We start from the raw sequence: 22,889 nt of genomic DNA, 5'->3' as shown, positions 1-22,889 counted from the left end.
GGCCACGATGACCGTTCTCGACTCGATTCTCGACGGGGTGCGCGCCGACGTCGCCGCCCGCGAAGCCGTCCTTGACTTCGCCGCAGTCAAGGCTGCCGCCGCTGCCGCACCGCCGGCCCTCGATGCCGCGGCCGCCCTGCTCGAGCCGGGCATCGGAGTCATCGCCGAGGTCAAGCGCGCGAGCCCCTCGAAGGGCGCGCTCGCCGACATCACCGATCCCGCCGAGTTGGCCGCCGCCTACCAGGCCGGTGGCGCCCGCGTGATCAGCGTGCTCACCGAGGAGCGCCGGTTCCAGGGGTCCCTCGCGGACCTCGACGCGGTCCGCCGCGCGGTGAGCATCCCGATCCTCCGCAAGGACTTCATCGTCGGGCCGTATCAGATCCACGAGGCCCGCGCCCACGGCGCCGACGTCGTGCTGCTCATCGTCGCCGCCCTCGAACAGGACGCGCTTGCGTCGCTGATCGACCGCACGGAGTCGCTGGGCATGACGGCCCTCGTCGAGGTCCACACCGAGGAAGAGGCCAACCGGGCGCTCGAGGCCGGTGCCAAGGTCATCGGCGTCAATGCCCGCAATCTCAAGACGCTCGAGGTCGACAAGAACACGTTCGGCGAGATCGCTCCCGGGCTGCCGACCGAGATCATCAAGATCGCCGAGTCCGGTGTGCGCGGCACAGCCGACCTGCTGGCCTACGCCGGTGCGGGAGCCGACGCGGTGCTGGTCGGCGAAGGCCTCGTCACCAGCGGGGATCCGCGCAAGGCGGTGGCCGATCTGGTCAACGCAGGCGCTCACCCGTCCTGCCCCAAGCCGTCACGCTGACGCTGCGTCGGCGGAACTGACCCGGACGGCGGCCGAACCCGGCGTTGGGGCAGACTGGACCTGTGACTTCACGTAATCAGGAAACCGTCTTCAAGGGTGGCAATCTGCCGACTGCCAGCGCCGGGATCGCCGAGCGCACGACGCACGACCCCGACGCCGGAGGACACTTCGGCGTGTACGGCGGACGGCACGTGCCCGAGGCCCTGATGGCAGTGATCGAGGAGGTCACCGCCGAGTACGAGAAGGCCCGCGCCGACGACGCGTTCCTGAACGAACTCGATCGTCTCCAGCGTGACTACACCGGCCGTCCGTCCCCGATCTTCGAGGCGAAACGGATGAGCGAGTTCGCCGGTGGGGCGCGGCTCATCCTCAAGCGCGAAGACCTCAACCACACGGGCTCGCACAAGATCAACAACGTGCTCGGCCAGGTGCTGCTCGCCAAGCGGATGGGCAAGACCCGCATCATCGCGGAGACCGGGGCCGGCCAGCACGGTGTGGCCACCGCGACCGCCTGCGCGCTCCTCGGCCTGGAATGCGTCATCTACATGGGTGCCGTCGACACCGAGCGGCAGGCGCTGAACGTCGCCCGCATGCGCTTGCTGGGCTCGTCGGTGGTGTCGGTCGAGTCGGGGTCGAGGACCCTGAAGGACGCCATCAACGAGGCGCTGCGCGACTGGGTCACCAACGCCCACAACACGTATTACTGCTTCGGCACCGCTGCCGGGCCGCACCCGTTCCCGACCATCGTCCGCGACTTCCAGCGCGTCGTCGGTCTGGAGGCGCGTGCCCAGGTGCAGGCGCTGACCGGTCGGCTGCCCGACGCCGTGACGGCGTGTGTCGGCGGCGGTTCCAACGCCATCGGCATCTTCCACGCGTTCCTCGACGACCCCGCCGTGCGGCTGGTCGGCTACGAGGCCGCCGGTGACGGCGTCGAGACCGGGCGGCACGCCGCCACGTTCGCCGCGGGCACCCCGGGCGCGTTCCAGGGTGCGTACTCGTACCTGCTGCAGGACGAAGACGGCCAGACCATCGAGTCGCACTCGATCTCCGCGGGCCTCGACTACCCCGGTGTCGGACCCGAGCACGCACTCCTCAAGGACATCGGCCGCGCCACCTACGAGCCGGTCACCGACACGGAGGCCATGGACGCGCTCCGTCTGCTGTCCGAGCGGGAGGGCATCATCCCGGCCATCGAGTCCGCCCACGCCGTCGCCGGGTCGCTGAGACTGGGCCGCGAACTGGGGGAGGGCGCCATCATCGTCATCAGCCTGTCCGGGCGCGGCGACAAGGACATGGACACGGCCGCCAAGTGGTTCGGACTGTTCGATCCCGACGACTCGACCGAGACCACCACGACTGACAAGGAAGGTTCGGCCAAGTGAGCGAACGACTCTCGCGCCTCGCCCCGACGTTCGCGCAGTGCCGCGAGGAGAAGCGCGCCGCGCTCGTCGGGTACCTCCCGGCCGGTTTCCCCACCGTGCAGGAGTCCATCGACGTGTTCAAGGCGATGGTCGAATCCGGTTGCGACATCGTCGAGGTCGGCATCGCCTACTCCGACCCGGTGATGGACGGGCCCACCATCCAGGCGGCGGCCGAGACGGCGCTGCGGAACGGTGTCCGCGTGCGTGACGTGTTCACCGTCGTCGAGGCGATCGCCTCCGTCGGCGGCAAGGCCGTCGTGATGACCTACTGGAATCCGGTCCTGCAGTACGGCGTCGACAAGTTCGCGCGCGACCTGGCGAGCGCGGGCGGCCTCGGCCTGATCACACCCAACCTCATCCCCGAGGAAGCCGGCGAGTGGATCGCCGCGTCGAAGGAACACGACCTCGACCGGATCTTCCTCGTGGCGCCGTCGTCGACCGAGGAACGTCTCTCGATGACCCTCGACGCGAGCAGCGGCTTCGTGTACGCCGCGTCGACGATGGGTGTCACCGGTGCCCGTGACGCGGTGTCGTCGATGGCACCCGAGCTGACCGCCCGTATCCGCGCCCACTCGGACATTCCGGTGGGTGTCGGACTGGGTGTCCGCTCCGGCGCGCAGGCCGCCGAGATCGCCGCGTACGCCGATGCGGTCATCGTCGGATCCGCGCTGGTCACGGCCGCGGAGAGCGGTCTCGACGCGGTGCGCTCGCTCACGAAGGAACTCGCCGAGGGCGTTCGCTCCGCTACCGTGGCGTCGTGACTTCCACTGTGGACGTACTGGCCTACATTCCGAGTCCGCCCCAAGGTGTCTGGTATGTCGGACCGGTGGCCCTGCGCGCGTACGCGCTGTTCATCATCGTCGGGATCGTCGTCGCGATCGTGTGGGGTGACCGTCGCTGGGTCGCCCGCGGCGGCGAGAAGGGCACCGTCCTCGACATCGCCATCTGGGCGGTGCCGTTCGGCCTGATCGGCGGCCGTCTGTACCACGTGATGACCGACTGGCCGACGTACTTCGGGGAGGGCGGCGACCCCGTCGACGCCCTGAAGGTGTGGCAGGGCGGTCTCGGCATCTGGGGCGCCGTGGCGCTCGGCGGTGTCGGCGCCTGGATCGGGTGTCGCCGCCGCGGCATCCCGCTGCCGGCGCTCGGCGACGCGGTCGCGCCCGCGATCCTGCTGGCGCAGGCGATCGGCCGGCTCGGAAACTACTTCAACCAGGAACTCTACGGTCGTGAGACCGAGGTGCCGTGGGGTCTCGAGATCTTCGAGCGGCGCAACGACGTGGGCCAGGTGTCACCGCAGCTGATCGACGGGGTGTCCACCGGCGAGGTCGCGTTCGTGGTGCACCCGACGTTCCTGTACGAGGCCCTGTGGAACGTGCTGATCGTCCTCCTGCTCGTGTGGGTCGATCGCCGCTTCCGCATCGGTCACGGCCGACTGTTCGCCCTGTACGTGGCCGGTTACTGCGCCGGCCGCTTCTGGATCGAACTGATGCGCAGCGATCACGCGAGCCTCATCGCCGGCGTCCGCGTGAACTCGTTCACCTCCGCCCTGGTGTTCGTCGCGGCCCTGGTGTACTTCTTCGCCGCCACGAAGGGCCGCGAGGACCCGGCCGAATTGCGGCCTGCCGACGGCGGCCCGGTCGGGGGCGGCGGCGAACCGGTCGACGGCGAGATCGCGCAGAAGGAGCCCGAGAAGAACGTCGAGGACGCGGGCAAGGACGAGGGCACGTCAGCGTCGGAGCCGGTATCGGACGACAAGGCCGCGAGTACCGCGAGTACCGGCGGCGAGGCGGGCACGAAGACCATCGACAGCAAGAAGGATGACGCGAATGACTGAACCGGGGAAAGCATCCGACGATTCCGGCAAGGGTGCATCCGAGGACGCACACAAGGTCGACCTGGGGAAGAGCAGCGACGGCACCGAGAACAGCACCGAGTCGAGCCTGCCGCCGGAGTTCGGCTCACCCTTCGATTACGACGCCACCGCCGAGGCCTCGCTGTCCCAGCCGCCTGCCACGTCGGACGCGACGCCGTCACCGGGTTCGACCGGCACCGGACCGGGGTGGGACACGTACTCCGGTGTCGGCAACGGCCCGGGCTGGGGGTCCACGCCCACCTACCCGTCGCCGAGCGGCACCGAGCCGACGGCCCCGTTCCCGAACGTGGGCGAGCCGACGTCGCCGACCGCGCCCTACACCGGGTACGAGAACCCCCAGCAACCGGACGGTCCCACCTACGGCGCACCCGACCCCAACTACGGTGCGCAGTACGGGGCGGCTCCGCAGTCGCCGCAGGACTACCCCCAGCCCGGGTATCAGCAGCCCGGGTACGGACAGCAGCAGGGTTACCCCCAGCAGGGGTTCCCGCCGCCCGGATACGCCCCCGCCGGCTACAACGCGTACGCCGATCCGTCGGCGCCGTTCGGCAGGCACCCGCTGACGGGTGAGCCGTACTCCGACAAGTCCAAGCTGACCGCCGGCCTGCTGCAGATCTTCCTCGGCGGCTTCGGAGTCGGACGGTTCTACCTGAACCAGCCCGGCATCGCCGTGGCGCAGATCGCCGTCACATGGCTCACCTGTGGAATCGGCGGAATCTGGCCGCTCGTCGACGGCATCATGATGCTGACCGGAAGCGTGAAGGACAAGTACGGACGACCCCTGCGGGAGCAGTGACGATCCCCGACCGAACTGTGGCCCGTGTTGCTGATGCGACACGGGCCACGGTGCTTTCCGGGGCCGGATTCGGCATATCTTGCGAGGTATCGGTCCTGGTAAGCTGAGCGCGCCGGGTGTATGTCCGGTAACAACCTTCACGGGCCGATGCTGTCCCGGTAGACCCCCGAAAAGCAGTTAGCGCCCGTCGTGGCGACCCCGCTAGCGGAGGCCGCCGACAGCACGTGCGGAGCGCACACACTGGTGGTCTTCCTGGCCGATGTGGAGGTATATCGGTGCTGTTCTCTCAGTTGCCCGGTCCCCAGGGCTTGTACGACCCGGACCAGGAAGTCGATTCCTGCGGTGTCGCCATGGTGGCGGACGTGCACGGCCGCCGCTCACACTCCATCGTCTCCGACGGACTCCTCGCCCTCGAGAATCTCGAGCACCGCGGTGCGGCGGGATCGGAACCGAACAGCGGAGACGGCGCCGGCATCCTCCTGCAGCTTCCCACCGAATTCTTCGCGGACGTCGTCGACTTCGATCTCCCGGCGCCGCTCGACGACGGCAGCAGCACGTACGCGGCGGGCACCTGCTTCCTCCCGCACGACCCGCAGGCGCGGGCGGCCGCGCAACGACGCGTCTCCGACCTCGCGGCCGAGGAGGGGCTCGACATCCTCGGCTGGCGCCGGGTGCCCGTCGATCCGGACGGCGCGGACGTCGGCTCCTCGGCCCGGGCCTGCGAACCGCACATGAGCCAGTTGTTCGTCACCGCACCTGCCGTCGGCGGGATCCGGCCCGGCGGGCTGGCACTCGACCGCCTGGTCTACGCGCTGCGCAAGCGGGCCGAACAGGTCACTCCCGAGGTCGAGTCCGAGGGCAGCGGCGTGTACTTCCCGTCCCTGTCGAGCCGGACCGTCGTCTACAAGGGAATGCTGACCACGTCCCAGCTGTCGCGGTACTTCCCGGACCTGCGCGACCCCCGGATCGCGAGTGCGATCGCGATCGTGCACAGCCGGTTCTCGACCAACACGTTCCCGTCCTGGCCGCTCGCGCACCCGTTCCGCTTCGTCGCGCACAACGGTGAGATCAACACGGTCCGCGGCAACCGGAACCGCATGCGCGCCCGCGAGGCGTTGCTGTCGAGTTCGGTGATCCCGGGCGACCTGCGCAGGCTGTACCCGATCTGCACCCCCGACGCGTCGGATTCGGCGTCGTTCGACGAGGTGCTCGAACTGCTGCACCTCGCCGGCCGCAGCGTGGCGCACGCGGTGATGATGATGGTGCCGGAGGCGTGGGAGAACGACACGTCGATGTGTCCCGACCGGCGGGCGTTCTATCAGTTCCACGCATCGCTGATGGAGGCGTGGGACGGACCGGCGTGTGTGACGTTCACCGACGGGACCGTTGTCGGCGCCGTGCTCGACCGCAACGGCCTGCGTCCGGGACGCTGGTGGCAGACCGTCGACGGGCGGGTGGTCCTCGCGAGCGAGAGCGGTGTCCTCGACGTGCCGCAGGCGGAGGTCGTGGCGAAGGGCCGCCTCGAACCGGGACAGATGTTCCTGGTCGACACGTCCGAGGGCCGGATCGTGCCCGACGAGAAGATCAAGATGCGGCTCGCGGCGGAGCAGCCGTACGCCGAGTGGCTGTACGCCGGTCTGCTCGAACTGAAGACGCTGCCGGATCGCCCGCACGTGCAGCACAACCACGAGTCCGTGGTGCGACGGCAGGTGGCGTTCGGGTACACCGAGGAGGATCTGCGCATCCTGCTCGCGCCGATGGCCGCGTCCGGCGGCGAGCCCCTCGGCTCGATGGGGACGGACACGCCGATCGCTGTCATGTCTCAGCGTTCGCGGCTGCTCTACGACTACTTCGTCGAACTGTTCGCGCAGGTCACGAACCCGCCGCTCGACGCGATCCGCGAAGAGATCGTGACGTCGCTGTCGCGGGTCATGGGTCCGGAACAGAACCTGCTCGAGCCGACCGCGGCGTCGTGCAGGCAGATCGTGCTGCCGTGGCCGGTGCTCGACAACGAAGAGCTGAACAAGATCATCAACGTGAACGCGGACGGCAACCATCCGGGGCTCGCCGCGACGGTGCTGCGCGCGCTGTACGACGTGGAGCGCGGCGGTGCGGGGATGGCCGAGGCGATCGAGGAATTGCGGGCGCAGGCGAGCGCCGCGATCGCGGACGGCTATCGGACGCTGGTGATCTCGGACCGCGACTCCGACCACACCCGCGCGCCGATCCCGTCGCTGCTCGCGGTCGCCGCGGTGCACCATCACCTGGTGCGGACCAAGGAACGCACCAAAGTGGCGCTGGTCGTCGAATCCGGTGACGCCCGCGAGGTCCACCACCTGGCGCTGCTCATCGGGTACGGCGCCGCCGCGGTCAACCCGTACCTCGCGATGGAGTCGATCGAGGACCTCGTGTCCGAGGGCGAACTCACCGGCGTCGAGCACACGATCGCCGTGCGCAACTACCTCACCGCTCTCGGCAAGGGAGTGCTCAAGGTGATGTCGAAGATGGGCATCTCCACCGTCGGCTCGTACACCGCGGCTCAGGTGTTCGAGGCGATCGGCCTGGACCGCGACCTCGTCCACGAGTACTTCACGGGCACCGTCAGCAAGCTGGGCGGCGCCGGTCTCGACGAGATCGCCCGCGAGGTCACCGTCCGCCACCGGCAGGCGTACCCGGACAACCCGGCCGAGTTCGCCCACCGGCGGCTCGAGGACGGCGGAGAGTACCAGTTCCGCCGCGACGGCGAACTGCACCTGTTCACCCCGGAGACGGTGTTCCTGCTGCAGCACGCCACCCGCACCGGTCAGCACGAGGTGTTCGCGAAGTACAGCGAGGAGGTGAACCGGCTGGCCGAGGCCGGTGGGGCACTGCGCGGCCTGTTCACGTTCCGCGAGGGCGTGCGCCCGCCGGTGCCGCTGGACGAGGTGGAGCCGGTCGAGCGGATCGTCACCCGGTTCAACACCGGAGCGATGAGCTACGGCTCGATCTCCGCCGAGGCCCACGAGACGATGGCCGTCGCGATGAACAATCTCGGCGGACGCTCCAATACGGGCGAGGGTGGCGAGAACGTCGACCGTCTCTACGATCCGTCGCGCCGCAGCGCCGTCAAGCAGGTGGCGAGCGGGCGGTTCGGCGTCACCAGTGACTATCTGATCAACGCCAGCGACATCCAGATCAAGATGGCGCAGGGAGCGAAGCCCGGTGAGGGCGGTCAGCTGCCGGCGTACAAGGTGTACCCGTGGGTCGCGGAGACCCGGCATTCGACGCCGGGGGTCGGGCTCATCTCGCCGCCGCCGCACCACGACATCTACTCGATCGAGGATCTCGCGCAGCTGATCCACGACCTGAAGAACGCCAACGACCGGGCCCGGGTCCACGTGAAGCTGGTCAGCTCGGTGGGTGTGGGAACGGTCGCCGCCGGCGTCAGCAAGGCGCACGCCGACGTGGTCCTGATCTCCGGGAACGACGGCGGGACCGGCGCCACCCCGTTGACGTCGATGAAGCATGCCGGGGCGCCGTGGGAGATCGGGCTGGCCGACGCCCAGCAGACGCTGGTGCTCAACGGACTCCGCGACCGCATCACCGTCCAGTGCGACGGCGGGATGCGCACCGCGCGGGACGTCGTGGTCGCGGCGCTGCTGGGTGCGGAGGAGTTCGGGTTCTCGACGGCCCCGCTGATCGTGGCGGGTTGCATCATGATGCGGGTCTGCCACCTCGACACCTGCCCGGTCGGTGTCGCCACCCAGAACCCGGAGCTGCGCAAGCGGTACACCGGCAAACCGGAGTTCGTGGAGGAATTCTTCCGCTTCGTCGCCGAGGACGTGCGCCAGTACCTGGCGGACCTCGGGTTCCGCAGCATCGACGAGGCCGTCGGTCACGCGGACGTCCTCGAGACCGCGCAGGGGATCGCGCACTGGAAGAACCGGGGACTCGACCTCACTCCGATCTTCGCCGTGGCCACCGGGCCGGACGGGGTGCCGCTGCCGCAGCGGCGCCGGGACCGCGATCAGGACCACGGACTGGACCGGGCGCTGGATCGCACGCTCATCCAGCTGGCCGAGGGTGCCCTCGAGGACGCGCACGCCGTGGAGATCGAGATGCCGGTGCGCAACGTCAACCGGACCGTCGGGACGCTGCTCGGCGCGGAGGTCACCCGCCGGTACGGCGCCGCCGGGCTGCCGGACGACACGATCCGGCTCACGTTCACCGGTTCCGCCGGGCAGTCGCTCGGCGCGTTCCTGCCACCGGGCATCACCATCGACCTGACCGGTGACGCCAACGACTACGTCGGCAAGGGATTGTCGGGCGGACGGATCGTGGTCCGTCCCGCCGACGACGTCCTGTTCGTCCCCGAAACGCAGGTGATCGCGGGCAACACCCTCCTCTACGGCGCCACCTCGGGCGAGCTGTATCTCCGGGGCCGCGTCGGCGAGCGTTTCTCGGTGCGCAACTCCGGTGCGTCGGCCGTCGTGGAGGGTGTCGGCGACCACGCCTGCGAGTACATGACGGGCGGTCGGGTCGTGATCCTCGGACCGACCGGCCGGAACATGGCGGCCGGCATGTCCGGCGGCATCGCGTACGTCCTCGACCTGGACCCCGAGGACGTGAACCGGGCGATGGTGAAGCTCCTGCAACCCGACCCGGACGACCTCGACTGGTTGTGCGGCGCGGTCACCCGGCACCACCGGTGGACCGGTTCCGCGGTGGCGGCGTCGGTGCTCGCCGACTGGCCCCGGCGGTCCGCGTTGTTCACCAAGGTGATGCCGGTGGACTACCAGCGGGTGCTGGACGCGACCCGGATGGCCAAGGCCGAGGGACTCGACGTGGACACTGCGATCATGGAGGCGGCACGTGGCTGATCCGCAGGGCTTTCTGCACATCGTCAAGAAGGAGGCGCGCAAGCGTCCGGTCGCGGAGCGGGTGCACGACTGGCACGAGGTGTATGCGCCGCAGAGTCCGGCCGAGCGGGCCGCCGAGGTGTCCGAGCAGGCCGCCCGGTGCATGGACTGCGGAATCCCGTTCTGCCACTCGGGAAGTGCGGGTTGCCCACTGGGCAATCTGATCCCGGAGTGGAACGACCTGGTGCGGCGGGGCCGCTGGTCGGCGGCCAGTGAACGGCTGCACGCCACCAACAACTTTCCGGAGTTCACGGGGCGGGTGTGTCCGGCGCCGTGCGAGTCGGCGTGTGTGCTCGCCCTCGCCGACACGCACACGACCGGCAGCGTCACCATCAAGCGGATCGAGCAGGCCATCGCCGACGTCGCGTGGGAGTCCGGCACGGTGGTGCCCAAGCCGCCGATGATCGCCACGGGCCGCAAGGTCGCGGTGGTCGGTTCCGGCCCGGCCGGCCTCGCGGCGGCGCAGCAGCTGACCCGGGCGGGGCACGACGTCACCGTCTACGAGCGCGACGACCGGCTCGGGGGACTGCTGCGGTACGGCATCCCGGAATTCAAGATGGAGAAGGCGATCCTCGATCAGCGCCTGATGCAGATGCGCGCCGAGGGAACGCACTTCGTCACCGACTGCGAGGTCGGCGTCGACCTCACCGTGGAGCAGATGCGCGAGAACTTCGACGCCGTCGTGCTCGCGATCGGCGCACTCCGGGGCCGCGACAATACGACCGTCGAAGGCCGGGAGCTGAACGGGATCCACCTCGCGATGGAACACCTGGTCACCTCGAACAAAGAATGCGAGGGTGACGGTCCCGCGACGATCACCGCGAAGGGCAAGCACGTCGTCATCATCGGCGGCGGCGACACCGGGGCCGACTGCCTCGGAACGGCGCACCGCCAGGGCGCGTTGTCGGTGACCCAACTGGACTACAAGCCGGAGTTGCCGACGGAACGGGACGAGGCCGCGACGCCGTGGCCTGCGTGGCCGATGGTGCTTCGTACGTCGCCCGCGCACGCCGAGGGCGGTGTCCGCCGCTATCAGGTCGCGGTGCAGCGTTTCCTCGGTGACGAGAACGGGAACGTGCGATCGATGGTGCTCGCCGAGGTCCGGGTCACCCGCGAGGACGGCAAACGCATCATCACGCCGGTCGGCGAGGAGATCGAATTACCGTGCGAGCTGGCGCTTTTCGCGATCGGATTCGAGGGTGTCGATCTCGGTCCGCTGCTCGACGACTACGGGCTGTCACCCAATCGGCGGGGATCGCTCTCCTGCGGACCGGACTGGCAGACCACCGCACCCGGGGTCTTCGTCTGCGGGGACGCGCACCGCGGCGCGTCGCTGGTGGTGTGGGCGATCGCGGAGGGCAGGTCCGCGGCGCACGCCGTCGACGTGTATCTGACCGGGGCGTCGGACCTCCCGTCGCCGGTGCATCCGACGGCGCTCCCGCTGGCAGTCGTCTAAATGGAGAAGGGCGCGCGGGGCGACTAGGCTCGAGGCCGTGAACCGACGCACGAAGATCGTATGCACACTTGGACCTGCTACCGCCACCGGTGACCGTATTCGCGAACTCGTCGAAAGCGGTATGGACGTGGCGCGGCTGAATTTCAGCCACGGCGAACACGCCGACCACGAGGAGAACTACAAACGCGTCCGGGCGGCCTCGGACGCGACGGGGAAGGCGGTCGGTGTCCTCGCCGACCTGCAGGGCCCGAAGATCCGGCTCGGCCGGTTCGCCGAGGGGCGCACCACGTGGGCCAACGGTGAGGAAGTGCGGATCACCGTCGACGAGGTCGAGGGCACCCACGACCGGGTGTCGACCACCTACAAGCAGCTCGCCGAGGACGCCAAGGCCGGTGACCGCCTGCTGGTCGACGACGGCAAGGTCGGTCTCGTCGTCTCCGGGGTGGACGGCAACGACGTGATCTGCCGGGTCACCGAGGGCGGCCCGGTCAGCAACAACAAGGGTGTGTCCCTGCCGGGGATGAACGTGTCGGTCCCGGCGCTGTCGGAGAAGGACATCGCCGACCTCGAGTTCGCGCTCGGTCTCGGTGTCGACTTCATCGCCCTGTCGTTCGTGCGGTCGCCGGCCGATGTGGAACTGGTTCACGCCGTGATGGATCGGGTCGGTCGCCGGATCCCGGTGATCGCGAAGCTCGAGAAGCCGGAGGCGATCGACAACCTCGAGGCGATCGTGCTGGCGTTCGACGCGGTGATGGTCGCCCGTGGTGATCTGGGGGTGGAGTTGCCGCTCGAGCAGGTGCCGCTGGTGCAGAAGCGGGCGATCCAGATCGCCCGGGAGAACGCGAAGCCGGTCATCGTCGCGACGCAGATGCTGGAGTCGATGATCGAGAACTCGCGGCCCACCCGCGCCGAGGCGTCCGACGTCGCGAACGCGGTCCTCGACGGTGCGGACGCGGTGATGCTGTCGGGTGAGACGTCGGTGGGCAAGTACGTGATGGAGACGGTGCGCACGATGGCGCGGATCGTCGAGGCGGTGGAGAACGAGTCCACTCAGGTGCCGCCGCTCACGCACGTGCCGCGGACCAAGCGCGGTGTCATCTCCTATGCGGCCCGCGACATCGGGGAGCGGCTGGATGCGAAGGCGCTGGTCGCGTTCACCCAGTCCGGGGACACGGTGCGCCGGTTGGCGCGGCTGCACACGCCGTTGCCGTTGCTGGCGTTCACCCCGCTGCCGGAGGTGCGCAGCCAGTTGTCGCTGACGTGGGGTACCGAGACGTTCATCGTCGATCCGGTCGAGAGCACCGACGCGATGGTGCGGCAGGTCGACCACGCGCTGCTCGGGTTGGGCCGGTACCAGAAGGGGGAACTGGTGGTCATCGTGGCCGGGTCGCCGCCCGGCACCGTTGGCTCGACCAACCTGATCCACGTCCACAGAATCGGCGAAGAGGACCACTAGGTGAGCGAAGTCGCGGCGAAGACCGATCTCCAGACCCTGCTCGAACTTCTCGATCTCGAGAAGACCGGGGAGGACACGTACCGAGGTCGGCATCCCGCGCAGGTGGGTAGCCGGACGTTCGGCGGCCAGTTGATTTCCCAGGCACTGGTCGCCGCCGGCCGCACCGTGAGCGGCGAGCGTGCCGTGCACGCGATCAACGCTCACTTCATCCGCGGCGGCGACGTCAAGGAACCCATCGAATACCGCGTCGAGCGGCACCGTGACGGACGGGCCTTCGCGAACCGTCAGGTCACGGCGCTGCAGAACGGTGAGGAACTGTTCGTCATGCTGGCGGCGTTCCAGGACTGGGGCAAGGGTCTCGAGCACGCGGTCGAGGTGCCCGATGTGCCGTTCCCGGACACGCTGCCGCCACTGGGCGACCACTTCCTCGGGTACGAGGATCGACTGAAGATGTTCGTCGACGCGCTCAAGCCGATCGACATGCGTTACGCGAACGACCCGTCGTGGATCATGAAGGGCACCGGGGAGAAGCTCACCCACAACCGGGTCTGGATGAAATCGGACGGCGACCTTCCCGACGATCCGCTGATTCACGTGGCCGTCATGGGCTACTCGTCGGACACCACGGTCCTGGATTCCATCATCACCACCCACGGACTGTCGTGGGGGCTGGACCGGATCGTCGCGGCCACCGTCAACCATTCCATCTGGTTCCACCGGCCGTTCCGGTTCGACGACTGGACGCTCTACGCCACCGAATCGCCGGTCGCGGCGGGGTCCCGCGGTCTCGCGACGGGGCGGTTCTTCTCCCTGGAAGGCGAGTTGCTGGCGACCGTGGTCCAGGAGGGCCTGATCCGCCACTTCCCGCCGCGGAAGTAGCGGCCCCGCCATTCCTTTGCCACCGAACGGGTTTGAACGGTAGTTCAACTGGTGGTCGCGGCGTATGGTCGGTCTGGAATCTCCGAAACGGAACGGACGTGCACTATGAGCGCAGACGCACCCGAGCAGAAGAACACCGGCCGGCCGGCCGAGACCGAAGTTCCCCTTCCCGACGACGAGGCGCTCGCCGCAGCCAAGAAGAAGGTGGAGGAGATCGACGCCCGCTACGAGCCGGGCGCCCGCGAGACGGTCGTCCTGCCCGGCTCCGACGGCACGGTGTCCGGTACCGCCTTCGACGACTACGTCGACGACGAGGGAAACCTGAAAAAGCCTGAGCCCGAGAAGGACTCGTAGACTCCCGTCGACGGGCGCCCGTTCTGCCTGCCCGATGTCCCGCTTGTGCGGTCGAAACTGCGCAAATGGGACATCGGGCGACGTGTGGGTGCGCGTCGACGGGTGTCCTGCGTGTATCACTCGCCGATGACCGAGGTCCGGGGTTAGACTTCGCCATCTTTTCTGGTGAGTTTCACCTCGTGATCGGGGATATGGGTCGTGGACTGGAACAACGTCGTCTGGGACAGCGCAATGTGGCTGCTCAAGGCCTACGTCATGACTGTCGTCGCGTTCGTCGTCGTAGTGATACTGCTCGCGCGGTTCACCAAATGGGGGAGGCAGTTCTGGCGCTTCGCCGCGCCGTACTTCGATCCGCGGCGCAGCCTCAAGCCGTTGACGATCCTGGCGGTGCTGCTGCTGTCGACGGTCTTCGCGGTGCGGATGACGGTGCTGTTCTCCTACTGGTACAACGACTTCTACGATTCGATCCAGAACCTGGACGAGTCGGCGTTCTGGCACTTCCTCCGCGTCTTCGCCATTCTGGCGACCGTCCACGTGGTTCGGGCCCTGATCGAGTACCTGATCGGGCAGACCCTCGACATCGACTGGCGGACGTGGCTCAACCACCATCTCGTCGACGACTGGCTCGACAGCCGCGCCTATTACCGTGACCGATTCCTCGACGACGCGATCGACAACCCGGACCAGCGCGTCCAGGCCGACATCACCAACTTCGTGACCACGTCCCGCTCGCTGTCGATGGGCGCGGTGACGGCCGTGCTGTCGATCGTGTCGTTCACGGGAATCCTGTGGGATCTGTCCGGCCCGATGACGGTGTTCGGCGTCGAGATCTCGCGGGCGATGATCTTCCTCGTCTACATCTACGTGCTGGTGACCACGGTGGTCGCGTTCTGGATCGGCAAGCCCCTCATCAAGCTGAACTTCCTCAACGAGAAACTGGGCGCCAACTTCCGCTACGCGCTGATCCGGGTGCGGGAGTACGGCGAGAGCATCGCGTTCTACCGCGGCGAGAACGTCGAGCGCCGCACGCTTGCCGGACGGTTCGCGGACGTCATCCGGAACATGTGGCAGATCGTCTTCCGGACGTTGAAGTTCAGTGGATGGAACCTCACGGTCAACCAGACGGCCGTCATCTTCCCGTTCCTCGTGCAGGGTCCGCGACTGTTCACCGGTCAGGTGTCGCTCGGTGACGTGATGCAGACGTCGCAGGCGTTCGGGCAGGTCCACGACTCCCTGTCCTTCTTCCGCGAGTCGTACGCCGACTTCGCGAGTTTCCGCGCCACCCTCATCCGACTCAACGGGCTGGCCAACGACAACCAGCACGCCGCCGAACTTCCGATCCTGAAGACCGGCAAGTCGGGCGACGACCTCCAGGTCGAGAAGCTGGACGTGCGCATTCCCACGGGCCAGACTCTCATCGAGGGCCTCGACCTGACCGTGAACCCGGGGCAGTCGTTACTGGTCAAGGGCCCCTCCGGCTCGGGCAAGACCACCCTGCTCCGCACACTCGCCGATCTGTGGCCGTACGCAGACGGCACCGTGTCGCGGCCCGCGGGGGAGGCCATCTTCCTGTCCCAGCGGCCGTACCTGCCGCTCGGTTCGCTGCGAACCGCACTGGCGTACCCGAAGGAGCCGACGGCGGCCGACGACGTCGTGCGCGCTGCGCTGTCGAAGGTGTCGCTCGGCAATCTCGGGGATCGGCTCGACGAGACCGCCGACTGGACGCGGATCCTGTCGCCGGGCGAGCAGCAGCGTCTCGCGTTCGCGCGGGTGCTGATCGCACGGCCCGCGGTGATCTTCCTCGACGAGGCCACGTCGGCCATCGACGAGGGCCTCGAATACACGCTCTACACGCTGCTCCGGACCGAACTCCCGGACAGCATCGTGGTGAGTGTGGGCCACCGCAGCACCCTCAACCAGTTCCATTCCCGCGGTGTGGAACTCGAGGGCGAGGGGCGGTGGACGGAGTCGGAACTCGTCGGGTGACTCGTGCTGCGGGCTACCCGGCGTCCAGTCGAGTGGTGAACTGCAGGACGCGATAAGGGTCGCCGGTCGTCGTGTTCCATTGCGACACAAACAGATGCAGATCGTCCAGTGTGGACGCCGGGTGGATGAATCCGCCGTAGATCTGCGCCCACGTGCCGTCCGCCGCTCCCCAGTCGCCGCCCGCGATCTGCACGGTCGGTTCCGACCACGCTCCGTCGATGCGCTCCGCCGTGCGTGTGACGATCGCGTACGCGGTGGGATCGAAGTACGCGAGGACCCAGGTGCCGTCGATCCGTCGCAGGCACATCTCGCCGACGGGGCCCGGCAGGATCGGGGTCGCGGGCTGCCCCCACGCCCACCCCGTGCCGCGGTCCCAGCCCCATTCTTCGTACGCTGCGGGCTCGAGGATGCACGATTCCGGGACCCGCCGGAGGATCATCCCACCAGGAGTGGTGCGGTCGAACGCGCTCGAGACGACGTAGACGTAGCCGTCGTGCCGCTCCATGGTCCACAGCTGATCGAGCGACCCGCCACGGTTGTCCCAGCGGGCGGGCGAGCGGTGCCAGTTCTCGCCACCGTCGTCCGACCAGGCGAGATACGTGAAGTTCGTCGGCCACGCACGTGACCTCCACGAGTGCACGCTGACGACGGACAGGTAGGTCCGATCACCGATCGTGACGGCGTCAGCGGGAACGACGGTGAACTCGGTGCCCGCCGATTCCCGGTCGGGGAGTTCGCGGTCGTCGTGCGCGTTCGGCAGGATCTCCGCCGCCGTCCGGCCGCCGGCCGCGGAGTCGAACTCGATGCCGCCGCGGAGATCGGTGGTGGTGGAGCGCAACATCACGGGGCTGCGCCACCGCCTGCCGTGCCGGCCGTGCCGGCTGAACGTGTCGCCGAAGAAGAACGCGACTCTCCCGTCGGGCAGGCGCGCGGGACAGCCGAGGTCGGTGCCGTGCACACCCCAGCATCGCGTCGCCTCGCCGGTGACCTCCTTCACGAAGGTCGCTGCCGGTGTGGTCGTGCCGTCCGCGATACGCGTTTCTCCCGTGTCGGTGAATCCGGTGGTCAGGACGTCTTGCGGTAGGACTCGGCGAGTTCGTCGGCCCGATCCCACGGGGACCAGTCGACCTCGCGGCCGTCCAGTTGCGCTTCGACCACCTCGAGTCCCGCGTGCCAGCCGGCGGCGTGGGCGTAGGCGGATTCTTCTTCTTCCACGGTGTGGGTGAGCGTCAGCCAGCAGCCTCCACTGCCGTCGGGGACGAGTTCCCAGTGCAGGGTCTCGGCGTCCCACAGGTACTCGAGGATGTGCGCGGGATGCACCGAGATGACCGTCCCGGTGGTGGTCTGATCTGCGGGCAATCCGAATCGGCGGACCTGCTCCGGCGTCACGCGGAAGACGAGTTCGGCGCCCGGGGTGAGGTCGAACTCGACGTCGGCGGGGAACCAGGCCTTCAGGTACTGCGGGTCGGTGAGAACTCGCCACACCTTCTCCGGCGAGTGCGAGAGCGCTTGCTGGAATCGAAGGGCTACCCGCCCGTCGTAGGTGAAAGTGACGGTGCCGAGCTCCATGGGTGACCTCCGTGCTCGAGGGCGTACCTGTCCCACCATGGTACTGGCAGGACGGCGCAGATCCCCAGGATCGGGCACAAAAAACCGCCGCTACCTGCGGGGTCGTCAGTCGACGGCGGAAGAGCCCCAGATGCAGCAGACGGTGCGGGTCGGCGAGGATGTCGATTCGGGCGATCTTTCCACCTGCGACGGCGAAGGCCATGACCGACATGGCCTTTCCCTCGGGCGCGGTCACGTCCCCGGCGGCGCCGTTCACCAGGGCGAGCCGGGCGAAAGGAGCGAAGCGCGAGAAGGTGAGGGCCTGCTCGCCGACGGCGCGGGCTCCGCGCACGAGAGAGGATCCGTCCGCGCCGCCGTCGGCCCGCAGGACGATGTCCGGGTCGAGCAACGCGAGGAGGTCGTCGAACCGGCCGCCCCGCGAGGCGGCCATGAATGCCTCTACGATCTCGCGCTGCCGGGTCAGGTCGGTATCCGGAACAGGCCCCGAACCCTGGACGCGGCGGCGCGCGCGGCTCGCCAGCTGACGGGACGCGGCGGCGGTGCGTCCGGCGATCGGGGCGATCTCGTCGAAGGACAGGGCGAACATGTCGTGCAACACGAATGCGAGCCGCTCGGCGGGCGTCAGCGTGTCGAGCACGACACCCGGGCGACGACCGTCGTCAGCCAACCCGGCAGATTCTCCACATCCGAGGTCTCGGCACGGCTGAGGCGGAGCCAGCCCTCCTGCACGGCGTCCTCCGCTTCGCTGATCGAGCCGAGCATCCGGTAGGCGACCGCCGACAGATGCGTCCGGTTCTCCTCGAAGCGGTGTGCCAGAACTTCGTCGTCGTTCATCTGTCACATTCTGCCGTCGCGGTTCGTCATGTCAGTGAGAACGAAAATCACCCGGTGTGACAGAAGATCACCCGAATACCTTTGGAGGCAGGCAATCATGAAAGCCCGGATGACCAACCCCGCGATGATCGTTCCCGACGCCATGAAGTCTCTGCTGGCTCTGGGAAAGGCAGCGTCGAAGGCGGACGTGCCGCCGGTGACCCACGCTCTCGTGCATCTGCGGTCGAGCCAGATCAACGGCTGCAGCGTGTGCGTGGACATGCATTCGCGTGAACTGGAGAAGGAGGGCGAGACCAACGAGCGGATCTTCGCGGTGGCGGCGTGGCGGGAGGCTCCGTATTTCAGCGACGCAGAACGCGCGGCCCTGGCGCTGGCCGAGTCGATGACCCGGTTGAGCGATCGTTCGGACCCGGTGCCCGACGACGTGTGGAACGAGGCCGCCCGGCACTACGACGAGCAGGCGCTCGCGTCGCTGGTCCTGTCGATCGCCACCGTGAACCTGTGGAACCGGCTCAACGCCGCCACCCGGCAGGTCGCGGGCGGACAGTGGTGACGGAAACACCATGACGGGGGACGAGATGCTAATCGCAGGTCAGATAATGCATCTGACCTGCGAATCGCGAGAAATTCTGGCAGTGCCCTCGGTGAGACTCGAACTCACACTGGACGGGTTTTGAATCCGTTTCCTCTGCCAATTGGGATACGAGGGCGTGTTGCGCTGTACCACTGTAGAAGATCGCCGTCGGGAGTCAACCACCGGTACCCTTCTAACGTTCGCTCCCCGCGCCGGGGTCGTCCGAGCAGAGGAGAATGGTGGCCATGAACGCTCCCCAGCAGCAAGGTGTGCCGTCGCAGCCGCGACGGGTCGTGGTGGCCGAGGACGAGGCGCTGATCAGGCTCGATCTGGTCGAGATGCTGCGGGAAGAGGGCTACGACGTGGTCGGTGAGGCGGGTGACGGGCAGGCCGCCGTCGACCTGGCGGTGGAGCTCAAACCCGACCTCGTGATCATGGACGTGAAGATGCCCCGTCGTGACGGCATCGATGCGGCCTCGGAGATCGCGGCGAAACGTATTGCGCCCGTGGTCATTCTCACAGCGTTCAGTCAGCGCGAGCTGGTGGAGCGGGCTCGCGACGCCGGGGCGATGGCCTACCTCGTCAAGCCGTTCTCCACGGCCGACCTGGTTCCTGCGGTCGAGTTGGCGGCCAGCCGGTTCAAGGAAGTGACCGCGCTCGAGCGGGAGATCTCCGATCTGTCGGAGCGTCTGGAGACCCGCAAGATCGTCGAGCGGGCGAAGGGCGTGTTGATGGAGAAACAGTCCCTGACCGAGCCCGAAGCGTTCAAGTGGATCCAGCGGGCGGCGATGGACCGCCGGTCGACGATGAAGGCGGTCGCGCAGGTGGTGCTCGAGACCCTCGGTGGGGAAGCTCCCACCAGCTGACCCGCGAGATCGGCGACAGGCGATGCGTTTTCGCCGGAGGCGTCAGGCGCCGGTGGGGAAGTCCGCGGATCGGCTGACGTCCGCCCACTGGACGGCCTCGGCAGCGCGCTCGCGGGACGACTTCTCGGTCATCTCGACGGCGCCGGCCCCGAGCAGCAGACGCAGCGGGGCGTCCTCGGCGGCAACCACATCCATGATGATCCGAGCGGCCCGGGCCGGGTCGCCGGGCTGAGTGCCGTCCGTGTCCTGCCGATAGCGGTTCATCGCGCCGACCGTCGCCTCGTAGTCGGGGCCGACCGAGCTGCGTTTCATCGACGAACCCTGCCAGTCGGTGCGAAACGCCCCGGGTTCCACGATGAGCACCGTCACGCCGAACGGTTTCACCTCCGCCGCCAGGACTTCGGAGAATCCCTCGACGGCGAACTTCGCTGCCTGATAGGCACTCAGCCCCGGCGTGCCACCGACACGGCCTCCGACGGAGGAGAACTGCACGAAGCAGCCCCTGCGCTGTTCGCGCAGGATCGGCAGTGCGGCCCGGGTGACGTTGACGACGCCGAAGAAGTTGGTGTCGATCTGCTGCCGGAAATCCTCGTCATCCATTTCCTCGATCGGGACGCTGTTGGCGTAGCCGGCGTTGTTCACCACCACGTCGAGGCCCCCGAACTCGCCTACCGCGGTGGCGACTGCCGCGCGGGCGGCCGCGGCGTCGGTGACGTCCAGGGCGACCGCCCGGACCCGGTCGCCGTACGTGTCGACCAGGTCGGTGAGCTGTTCGGGCTGCCGGGCGGTGGCGACGACGTTGTCGCCGCTGCCTAGGACTGCTGTCGCGAGTTCCCTGCCGAAACCGCGTGAGCTTCCGGTGACGAGCCACGTCTTCGCCATGGTGTACTCCATCCCGCATGCTTGCAACTGACTGGTTGGATGTTTATGAAATCCATGAAACACCTGCCGAAGCACGCTGTCAACCAACTATTTGGTTGCTAGCCTGGACGCATGGTGCGCGACGCAGAGGCAACGAAGAAGCGACTACTCGACGCGGCGGCGGCCGAGTTCGCCGAATTCGGCATCGCCGGGGCGCGGGTCGACCGCATCGCCCTGGCCGCCAAGGCGAACAAGTCGATGATCTACGCGTACTTCGGCGACAAGGGGCAACTCTTCGACGCGGTCTTCTCCGCCCACGTGGTGGCGTTCACCGAGCAGGTGCGGTTCGACGCCGCCGACCTCCCCGGGTACGCGGGGCGCTCGTTCGACCTGTACGAGGACAACCCGGCGACGCTCCGGCTCGCCACCTGGTACCAACTCGAGCGCCCCGACGGTGACCCACTCCAGGTGGTGGTCGCGTCCAATCGGTCCAAGCTCGCCGACATCGAGCGAGCGCAGAGAAGTGGTGTGCTGCCAACCCGATTCGAGCCCGTGGAACTGCTCACCGTCGTTCGATCCGTCGCGATGTCCTGGCACACGCAGACACCGGAACTCGGCGCGTCGGCCCCCGCGGACCGGGCCCGCCGGCGCCAGGTGGTCGTCGACTCCGTGCGCCTTCTCGTCGGCGCCTGAGGCCCGCCACGCTACGGCCGCGTAAACACTCGTCGTATTCAGATCACAGTAAGGTCACGAGCCTTTCTGGACGGATCGCGAACGCCGCCGGACCGCTAGCGTCTGATCCCACAGCGGACGCCAACTCGGGTGGCGCCCGCACTCAGGTGATCTAAGGAGAGTTTGGATGGCTAAACGGACCCTCGTGCGGGCGGCCGCGGTTCTCGGCGCGGCATCACTCGCACTGGCAGGTTGTAGTTCGGACAGTGGCGACGACTCCGCGAGTGGGAGTGACAGCTCTGCCTCGGCCACCACTGTTTCCACCGACTGCACGCCCGAAGAGGCGGCGGCAGCGGGTGCCCCGTCCACGGCGCCGCTGAAGATCGGCACTCTGCTTCCCGACACGGGAAGCCTCTCCTTCCTCGGACCGCCGATGGTGGCGGGCACCCAGCTCGGCGTCAACGACGTCAATGCGGCCGGTGGTGTTCTCGGCCAGCCGGTCCAGCTGATTCCCGGCGACTCGGGCGACACCACCACCGACACGGCGAACACCACCGTGGACCGGGAACTGGCCGCCGGCACCCAGGTGATCATCGGCGCGGCGTCGTCTTCGGTGTCGCTGAAGGTCATCGACAAGGTGTCCAGCGCCGGCGTCGTGATGTTCTCCCCGGCCAACACGTCCGACCAGTTCGTCTGCTACCCGGACAAGGGCCAGTACTTCCGCACCGCGCCCACCGACGTGTTGCAGGCTCAGGCTGTGTCGCAGCTCATCTCGGACGACGGCGGCCAGCGCGTGTCCATCCTGGCCCTCAACGACCCGTACGGAACCGGGCTCGCCGACAACATCCAGAAGAACCTCGTCGACGCGGGCATCCCCGAGGATCAGATCCAGAAGATCATCTACGACCCCAACGCGCAGTCGTTCAACTCCGAGATCGACCAGGTCAAGGACTTCGCCCCCGACGCCGTCGCGGTGGTCGGATTCGAGGAGTCGGCGAAGATCATCACCCGTATGCACGAGGTCGGCATCGGCCCGTCCGACGGCATGAAGGTCTACGGCGTGGACGGCAACATGGGTAACGCGCTCGGCGAGTCGGTGGCCGCACCGCTGCTCGACGGCATGCAGGGCACCACGCCGCTCACCGACGTCGGTCCGGCCTTCCAGGATCGTCTCAAGGGCATCAACCCGGGGCTGATCGACTTCAACTACGCCGGTGAGTCCTACGACGCCGTCGTCGTTTCCGCGCTCGCCGCGGAAGCCGCGAAGTCGACGGCAGGTCGCGACATCGCCGCGAACATCAACGCCGTCACCGAGGGCGGAACCCCGTGCACGTCGTACCAGGAGTGCCTGCCGCTCGTGCAGGCCGGCACGGACGTCGACTACAACGGCATCACCGGCAAGCTCGACTTCACCGCCGCAGGCGAGCCGTCCATCGGTTCGTACGGCAAGCTGAAGTTCGGTGCCGACAACAAGCTGACGACGGACGGATACATCGTCGTCGGCGGATGATCGCACTCACCTGAAACGGACTGTGGGCCAGGGAAACCTGGCCCACAGTCGTGTCCGGAACCAC

General features: G+C 68.0%; 18 protein-coding genes, 1 tRNA gene and 1 pseudogene. 15 read left to right on the top strand and 5 right to left on the bottom strand.

The features are described 5' to 3' along the window. The first annotated feature begins 7 nt into the window (after positions 1-7). The 11 genes from trpC to RHA1_RS04820 all read left to right on the top strand — a co-directional run bounded on the left by trpC (position 8) and on the right by RHA1_RS04820 (position 15,939). Entirely contained in the window at positions 8-817 is an 810-nt protein-coding gene (gene trpC / locus RHA1_RS04870) for an indole-3-glycerol phosphate synthase TrpC (RefSeq protein WP_005247490.1), read from the top strand. A gap of 62 nt (positions 818-879) precedes the next feature. Further along, positions 880-2,199 carry a tryptophan synthase subunit beta gene (trpB, locus tag RHA1_RS04865; protein WP_005247488.1) on the top strand — a complete coding sequence of 440 codons (1,320 nt, stop codon included), beginning with the start codon at positions 880-882 and terminating at the stop codon, positions 2,197-2,199. After that, entirely contained in the window at positions 2,196-2,999 is an 804-nt protein-coding gene (gene trpA / locus RHA1_RS04860; RefSeq protein WP_009473666.1) for a tryptophan synthase subunit alpha, read from the top strand. The genes trpB and trpA overlap by 4 nt, the downstream gene beginning before the upstream one ends. After that, positions 2,996-4,075: a prolipoprotein diacylglyceryl transferase gene (lgt, locus tag RHA1_RS04855; protein WP_011594177.1), complete on the top strand. Its 1,080-nt coding sequence runs from the start codon at positions 2,996-2,998 to the stop codon at positions 4,073-4,075. Before trpA ends, lgt begins: the two co-directional genes overlap by 4 nt. Continuing rightward, positions 4,068-4,910 (top strand): TM2 domain-containing protein, encoded by an 843-nt coding sequence (locus tag RHA1_RS04850; RefSeq protein ID WP_011594176.1) that lies wholly within the window; start codon positions 4,068-4,070, stop codon positions 4,908-4,910. The genes lgt and RHA1_RS04850 overlap by 8 nt, the downstream gene beginning before the upstream one ends. A 275-nt stretch (positions 4,911-5,185) precedes the next feature. Beyond that, entirely contained in the window at positions 5,186-9,769 is a 4,584-nt protein-coding gene (gltB, locus tag RHA1_RS04845) for a glutamate synthase large subunit (protein WP_011594175.1), read from the top strand. Continuing rightward, positions 9,762-11,264, top strand: coding sequence for a glutamate synthase subunit beta (locus RHA1_RS04840; protein ID WP_009473662.1), 1,503 nt, complete (start codon positions 9,762-9,764; stop codon positions 11,262-11,264). The genes gltB and RHA1_RS04840 overlap by 8 nt, the downstream gene beginning before the upstream one ends. A gap of 37 nt (positions 11,265-11,301) precedes the next feature. Then, positions 11,302-12,720 (top strand): pyruvate kinase, encoded by a 1,419-nt coding sequence (gene pyk / locus RHA1_RS04835; protein ID WP_009473661.1) that lies wholly within the window; start codon positions 11,302-11,304, stop codon positions 12,718-12,720. Beyond that, the gene (locus tag RHA1_RS04830) at positions 12,721-13,599 is read left to right on the top strand and encodes an acyl-CoA thioesterase (RefSeq protein WP_009473660.1); all 879 of its coding nucleotides are present in this window, start codon (positions 12,721-12,723) and stop codon (positions 13,597-13,599) included. It begins immediately after the preceding gene. Positions 13,600-13,704: 105 nt separating this feature from the next. After that, positions 13,705-13,953, top strand: a complete 249-nt coding sequence (locus tag RHA1_RS04825; protein ID WP_009473659.1) for a hypothetical protein — start codon at positions 13,705-13,707, stop codon at positions 13,951-13,953. 198 nt (positions 13,954-14,151) lie between these two features. Continuing rightward, entirely contained in the window at positions 14,152-15,939 is a 1,788-nt protein-coding gene (locus tag RHA1_RS04820; RefSeq protein WP_011594174.1) for an ABC transporter ATP-binding protein/permease, read from the top strand. Positions 15,940-15,952: 13 nt separating this feature from the next. Here RHA1_RS04820 and RHA1_RS04815 read toward each other — a convergent pair whose 3' ends face one another. The 3 genes and pseudogenes from RHA1_RS04815 to RHA1_RS45800 all read right to left on the bottom strand — a co-directional run. Further along, entirely contained in the window at positions 15,953-16,936 is a 984-nt protein-coding gene (locus RHA1_RS04815) for a glycoside hydrolase family 183 protein (protein ID WP_011594173.1), read from the bottom strand. A gap of 68 nt (positions 16,937-17,004) precedes the next feature. Beyond that, the gene (locus RHA1_RS04810) at positions 17,005-17,508 is read right to left on the bottom strand and encodes an SRPBCC family protein (RefSeq protein ID WP_011594172.1); all 504 of its coding nucleotides are present in this window, start codon (positions 17,506-17,508) and stop codon (positions 17,005-17,007) included. Positions 17,509-17,629: 121 nt separating this feature from the next. Next, positions 17,630-18,342 (bottom strand): annotated as a pseudogene (locus RHA1_RS45800) (sigma factor); the annotation flags it as partial. A gap of 97 nt (positions 18,343-18,439) precedes the next feature. Here RHA1_RS45800 and RHA1_RS04800 point away from each other — a divergent pair. After that, positions 18,440-18,895: a carboxymuconolactone decarboxylase family protein gene (locus tag RHA1_RS04800; protein ID WP_011594171.1), complete on the top strand. Its 456-nt coding sequence runs from the start codon at positions 18,440-18,442 to the stop codon at positions 18,893-18,895. Positions 18,896-18,978: 83 nt separating this feature from the next. Here RHA1_RS04800 and RHA1_RS04795 read toward each other — a convergent pair. Then, a tRNA-Leu gene (locus tag RHA1_RS04795) sits at positions 18,979-19,052 on the bottom strand. Between the two features lie 100 nt (positions 19,053-19,152). Between RHA1_RS04795 and RHA1_RS04790 the strand changes: the two genes are divergently transcribed. Further along, on the top strand, positions 19,153-19,782 hold the full coding sequence (locus tag RHA1_RS04790) for an ANTAR domain-containing response regulator (RefSeq protein WP_005260374.1): 630 nt from the start codon (positions 19,153-19,155) through the stop codon (positions 19,780-19,782). A 42-nt stretch (positions 19,783-19,824) separates the two neighbouring features. On the opposite strand, the gene RHA1_RS04785 is transcribed toward RHA1_RS04790, so the two are convergent. Beyond that, on the bottom strand, positions 19,825-20,664 hold the full coding sequence (locus tag RHA1_RS04785) for an oxidoreductase (RefSeq protein WP_011594170.1): 840 nt from the start codon (positions 20,662-20,664) through the stop codon (positions 19,825-19,827). A gap of 111 nt (positions 20,665-20,775) precedes the next feature. Here RHA1_RS04785 and RHA1_RS04780 point away from each other — a divergent pair, with 111 nt between their 5' ends. Next, positions 20,776-21,336 (top strand): TetR/AcrR family transcriptional regulator, encoded by a 561-nt coding sequence (locus RHA1_RS04780; protein WP_009473651.1) that lies wholly within the window; start codon positions 20,776-20,778, stop codon positions 21,334-21,336. A 166-nt stretch (positions 21,337-21,502) separates the two neighbouring features. Then, positions 21,503-22,825 carry an ABC transporter substrate-binding protein gene (locus tag RHA1_RS04775; protein ID WP_007295814.1) on the top strand — a complete coding sequence of 441 codons (1,323 nt, stop codon included), beginning with the start codon at positions 21,503-21,505 and terminating at the stop codon, positions 22,823-22,825. Positions 22,826-22,889: the final 64 nt, after the last annotated feature.

This window comes from Rhodococcus jostii RHA1 (assembly GCF_000014565.1).
GTDB classification, from domain to species: Bacteria; Actinomycetota; Actinomycetes; order Mycobacteriales; family Mycobacteriaceae; genus Rhodococcus_F; species Rhodococcus_F jostii_A.
This window is presented reverse-complemented; position numbering and strand designations above follow the sequence as displayed.